5 protein-coding genes are annotated in these 5326 nt (G+C 72.3%); 1 reads left to right on the forward strand and 4 read right to left on the reverse strand.

What is annotated here, in order from left to right:
- The 4 genes from H5J29_RS19700 to atzF all read right to left on the reverse strand — a co-directional run.
- The coding region (locus tag H5J29_RS19700) for a regulator (RefSeq protein ID WP_220187660.1) at positions 1-1587 on the reverse strand (1587 nt) is incomplete at its 3' end.
- On the reverse strand, positions 1584-2264 hold the full coding sequence (locus H5J29_RS19705) for a cysteine hydrolase family protein (RefSeq protein WP_312858314.1): 681 nt from the start codon (positions 2262-2264) through the stop codon (positions 1584-1586). The genes H5J29_RS19700 and H5J29_RS19705, both read right to left, overlap by 4 nt.
- Positions 2261-2995, reverse strand: coding sequence for a biuret amidohydrolase (gene biuH / locus H5J29_RS19710; RefSeq protein WP_181782522.1), 735 nt, complete (start codon positions 2993-2995; stop codon positions 2261-2263). Before biuH ends, H5J29_RS19705 begins: the two co-directional genes overlap by 4 nt.
- A complete protein-coding gene (gene atzF, locus H5J29_RS19715; RefSeq protein WP_181782523.1) occupies positions 2992-4329 on the reverse strand; it encodes an allophanate hydrolase in 1338 nt (445 codons plus the stop codon). The genes biuH and atzF overlap by 4 nt, the downstream gene beginning before the upstream one ends.
- 157 nt (positions 4330-4486) lie before the next feature.
- Here atzF and H5J29_RS19720 point away from each other — a divergent pair, with 157 nt between their 5' ends.
- Positions 4487-5155, forward strand: coding sequence for a hypothetical protein (locus H5J29_RS19720; protein WP_181782524.1), 669 nt, complete (start codon positions 4487-4489; stop codon positions 5153-5155).
- The last annotated feature ends 171 nt before the right edge of the window (positions 5156-5326 follow it).

Here is a 5326-nt window from a genome sequence, read left to right on the forward strand (position 1 = left end):
GCCCACCAGGTCGGCCGCGACCGGCTGGTCCTCACGGACCCCGTCCGAGTCCTGACGACCCCGCATGACCAGCCCGAAGATCGCCAGCACGACGGCCGCGAACAGGTAGCCCAGCGCGATCTGCCCGCCGACGTTCCATCCGACGGACTCCGCGTGGATGAGCCCGATGAACCCGAGCACTCCGCCGATCGCGGAGTAGATCGCGGCGGCGAAGAAGTTCTTGTCGATGATGAACGCGGTGATCGAGCCCAGCACGAGACCGGCGAGGATCGCGCCGCCACCCAGCAGCGCGGTGCCGTGGTAGACGAGCCCGGCGTTCGCCAAGGCGTCCTCGCCCACCTCGGCCGCCGTGGTCCCGGCGGCGGAGAGGGCGTTGTTCATCAGCCCCGTCGCCCAGGAGGCGATGTTCGGGATGATCGCGATGACCACCGCCACGGCGTGCCGCTTCGGGGTCTCCTGGAAGGCCTGGGCGCCGATCAGCAGGCCGATGTACAGCAGGATCGGCACGATGGCCGGCAGCGGGAGCAGGGCTCCGAGCAGCGAGAACAGGCCGAGGAAGCACATCAGCGCGATCACGACGCCGGAGGCGAGCGAGTACATCGTCCGGCCGCCCGCGGCCTTCCAGCCCGGGTGTCCGATGTAGACCGCGGGCGGGAAGGGGCAGCCCAGGGCCGCACCGACGATCGCGCCCGCACCGTCGGCGACCAGGATCGAGCGCAGGTTGTACTCGTCGCCCGCGACGGCCGCGGACTCGACGTTCGTCATGCCCTCGGTGAAGTTGTAGATGCCCAACGGGATGGCCGTGGCGAGCAGCGGGGCGACGTCCGCCAGCCCGTCGGCGAGTCTGCCGAAGTCGAACCACGGCAGGTTGACGGACACGTCCGAGGCAGCGGCGGCGACGGCGTCGCCGGACATGTACCCGCCGACCCAGCCGATCGCCGTGCCCACGAGCAGCGCCGCGAGCCCGACCGGGATGTTGCCCGGCAGCTTCAGGTCGGTGAAGAACCCGATCAGGATGATCACCATGACCGGCAGGGCGATCCACAGCGCCGTGAACATCTGCGCGGCGGGCCGCATCGAGATGAAGGCGATCGAGATGCCGGCGAGCGTGCCGAGCATGGCTGCCTGCGGCGTGTACTTGCGGATGTACGGCCCCACGAACGCGCCGAGCAGCACGATCACGCCGATGATGAGCGACCACGCCAGCCCCGCCGCCCAGGCGACGAGCGGGTCGTTGGTCGTCAGGTAGATCGGCAGCATGATCACGAAGACGACGATGAACATGTGCGGCACGGACGGGCCGTACGGCATCGCGCAGACGTCCGTCCGGCCTTCGCGGCGGGCGAGCCGCCGGGCCAGGTACGTGTAGTAGACGTTGCCGATCAGGAGCTGGACGCCGAGCGCCGGGAGGATCACGCCGAAGACGTCCGCCCCCGGGATGTTGATCACGCCGAGGCAGAGTCCGGAGAGCACCAGCACGTTGACCAGGGTGTTGAACCCCAGGCCGAAGAACGCGTTGGTGTCCCCGGTGACCCACCAGGACAGCTTCATCGGTGCGGGCTTCTCGGTGGGTTCTGTCGTGGTCATGCCACGGCCTCCTGGGCGGTGAGGGCGGACAGTAGGGCGGTGGAGTCCGCGACCCACCCGAAGATCCCGCCCTGGGCGGCGACCATCTCGAGCGCGACGCGGTGGAACTCGGGGAAGTACGAGCCGGTGCAGTCCGAGAGCACGAGGCACTCGTAGCCGCGGTCGTTGGCCTCCCGGACGGTGGTGTGCACGCACACCTCGGTGGTGACCCCTGCGACGACCAGGCTCGTGATGCCGCGCGCCTCCAGCTCGGCGCCGAAGGTGGTCCCGTGGAACGACCCCTTGCCGGGCTTGTCGATCACCAGCTCGCCGGGCTCCGGCTTGAGCTCGTCGATGATGTCGTGGCCGTACTCGCCGCGGATCAAGATGCGGCCCTTGGGGCCCGGGTCGCCGATCCGGAGCGAGGGCTCGCCGCGGTTGAGCTTCGCGGGCGGGCAGTCGCTCAGGTCCGGGACGTGGCCCTCGCGGGTGTGGATCACGGTCATGCCGGTGGCCCGTGCGGTGGCGAGGACCTCCTGCAGCGGCGGGATGACGCTGCGCAGCAACGACACGTCGTTGCCCAGGGTCTCGCCGAAGCCCTCGGGCTCGCAGAAGTCCCGCTGCATGTCGATGATCACCAGTGCGGTGGTCGCGGGATCGAAGGTGTAGGCGCCGGGTGCGGCGTCGACTGTGGTCACGGGGTGCTCCAGGTGGTCGCCTCGACGACGGCGTCGGAGGTCCCGACGGCGCCGAACACCCCGCCCTGCATGGTCACCATGTGCAGGGCGGCGTCGTGGTTGGACGGGTCGGTGGCGCCGGTGCAGTCGCTCAGGATCAGGCACTCGTAGCCGCGGTCGTTCGCCTCGCGCATGGTGGTGTGCACGCAGACGTCCGTGGTGATGCCGGTCAGCAGGATGTGGGTGATCCCGCCCGAGCGCAGCACCAGGTCGAGCTGGGTCGCGTAGAACGCCCCCTTGCCCGGCTTGTCGATGAGGACCTCGCCCGCGATCGGCGCCACCTCGGGGACGATCTCCCAGCCCGGCTCGCCGCGGACGAGGATCCGCCCGGTGGGACCCTCGGACCCGATCTCCGCGCCGATCTGCTTCGACCGCCAGCGCTTGTTGGCGGGCAGGTCGGAGAGGTCCGGTGCGTGGCCCTCGCGGGTGTGGATCACCAGCATCCCGGTCTCCCGGGCGTGGGCGAGCAGCCGTGCGGTGGGGCCGAGTCCCTTGCGGGTCAACGAGATGTCGTAGCCCATCCGGTCGACGTAGCCGCCCGGCCCGCAGAAGTCGGTCTGCCAGTCGATGTTGATCATCGCGACCTTCGACGCGGGCACCGCGCTGTCGAAGGGCCAGGCGTAGGGGCGGGCCGCGACCGGGCCGATGGTCGCGGTGCGCGTGCTCGTGCCGTAGTCCACAGAGCCTGTCATGGGGCCTCCATCGGTGTGGTGACGAGCGCGGCGGCTGCGGCCAGCAGCCGGGTCTCGGAGAAGGCGGGGCCGACGAGGGTCACCCCGCAGGGCCGTCCGTCGCCGGTGAACCCGGCGGGCACGGCGACGGCGGCGAGATCGAGCAGGTTGGTGAACTGCGTGTACCGGCCGAGGACGAGGTTGCGGGAGACGGGCTCCTCGGCCAGCTCGGCGCGGGTGAAGGTGGTCGCGACGGTGGGCAGCAGCAGAACGTCCGCGGTCGCGAACAGCCCCGCCGCCCAGGCCTTGAGCTCCTGCAGGCGGTAGGTCCCGCGGAAGGCGTCGACGGCGGAGAAGTCCGCGCCGCGCTCGACCACCGCGCGGGTGACCGGCAGGACGTCGTCGCGGTTCGTGGCGAGGAAGCCCTCCAGCACGGCCAGCCGCTCGGCGACCCACGGTCCGCCGTAGAGCAGGTCGCCCGCTTCCCGCAGCGGCTCCACCCCGGTCCGTACGAACCCGGCGGCTGTGGCCGCCGCACCCTCGGCGACCCGCGCGAAGGCCTCGGCCATGGGCCCGTCGACGGTGCCGTCGCCGCGGTCGAAGTCCAGCCCGTCGGGGAGCGCGACGACGAGGTCCCCCACCGGCGTCCGGGGTCCGGTGCGTGACCACGGGTCCGCCGGGTCCGGGCCCGCGAGGACCTCGAGGACGGTGGCCGCGTCGGCGAGGTCGCGGGTGAACACGCTGACGCAGTCCAGTGACCGGCAGGCGGGCAGCACCCCGGACGCCCCGACGAGCCCCCGGGTCGGCTTGAGACCCACGATCCCGTTGAGCGCGGCGGGCACCCGCCCGGAACCCGCGGTGTCCGTGCCGAGGGCGACCGGCACGATCCCGGCGGCGACGGCGACCCCGCTCCCGGAGCTCGATCCCCCGGAGATCAGGTCGCCGCCGAACACGCTCTCGGGCGCGCCGTAGGGGGAGCGGGTGCCGTTGAGCCCGGTGGCGAACTGGTCCAGGTTCGTCTTGCCGACGACGATCGCGCCCGCCTCCCGCAGCCGCCGCACCGACCCGGCGTCGACGGCAGGGGTGTAGGCGAAGGCGGGGCAGGCGGCCGTGGTCGGCAGCCCTGCGACGTCGATGTTGTCCTTGACCGCGACCGGGATCCCGTACAGGGGGAGCTCGGCCGGGTCGAGCCGCTCCAGCTCGGCGGCCCGACGCCGCAGGTCGGCGGCGGCGACGACGGAGATCCACACCGCGTCGTCCCCACGACTGGCGATGCGCGCGAGGACGTCCTCGACCACGGTGAGGGGACGCAGCGTGCCTGCCCTGTAGGCCGTCCGGAGCGCTCTCACCCCCATCGGGGGAGCTGCTGTCGCTGTCTGCACTTGGTCGATTGTCGACAGTTTGGTGTCAGGGGAAGGTGTCCCGCGTTACAGCTGTGTGACGGCCTGTCCCGGGCGCCCGGGACACGATGACACGGGCGGTCGGGACGGGATCCGGGCGAGGGTTCGCCCCATGACGACACCCCTGCGGGCCGACGAGCCCCCCACGACGGCGATCCCCCGGACCCGACCCACCGCGTGGGCGTGGTGCGGGGTCGCCGCAGGCGTCCTCGGCCTCGCAGGCCTGATGGCGACCGCCAACCTCTACGACCCGGCGGCGGGGCTGCTCGCCGACAACGAGCGGCTGCTGGCGGCCGTCCGCGGGTCGACGCTGCTCGTGCTGGTCCACCAGGTGGTGTGCGCGGTGGTGGCCGGGTTGCTCGTGGTGTTCGGCGCGGGTCTCGTGCGGCACCTGCGCGGGGTCCTGCCGCCGGTCTCGCTGCTGCCCGCCGTCGCGGGAGCCGGGGTGGGGCTGACCGCCGTCGCGCTGCTGGTCGGTGCCGGGTTCGACACGGACCTGTGGTGGGCGCTGCAGGGCCCGCTCGACCCGGACTCGATCGGCGGCTACGTGGTCTTCTACAACACGGTCCCGTGGTTGTGGGCCGGTCTCGCCTGCAGCGCCGCGGCGACGGCGGTCGCCGGGCTGCGCCACCGCGCCGTCGGACGGCCGACGGCGTGGTTCGGAGTGGTCTGCGCGGTGCTGCTGATCGCCACGCAGGCGGCCCCGGCCCAGTACGGAGCGGTGCTCCCGGGCGCGTTGTGGCTGATCGGGGCGTTCACGTTCACCCGCCGCCGTTCGTGATCGAGAGGTGAGCAGGCTCGCCTACCCCGCGGCCGCCGTCGTGGTCGCCCTCGCGGCGCTGGCCTGGGTCCTGGCGATCCGCGCGGGCACCCCGGTCACCGACTCGGCCTCCCTGCTCTTCGTGGTCGCCTGCGGCCTGTCCGGGGCACTCGTGGTGCGGCACCGGCCCGG

Source organism: Pseudonocardia pini (assembly GCF_013870575.1).
Classification (GTDB): domain Bacteria; phylum Actinomycetota; class Actinomycetes; order Mycobacteriales; family Pseudonocardiaceae; genus Pseudonocardia; species Pseudonocardia pini.

What these genes read in the sequence shown, in the direction of transcription:
- atzF (WP_181782523.1), bottom strand. Translation starts at nt 4,329, where the DNA reads ATGGGGGTGAGAGCGCTCCGGACGGCCTACAGGGCAGGCACGCTGCGT.
- H5J29_RS19720 (WP_181782524.1), top strand. Translation starts at nt 4,487, where the DNA reads ATGACGACACCCCTGCGGGCCGACGAGCCCCCCACGACGGCGATCCCC.
- biuH (WP_181782522.1), bottom strand. Translation starts at nt 2,995, where the DNA reads ATGACAGGCTCTGTGGACTACGGCACGAGCACGCGCACCGCGACCATC.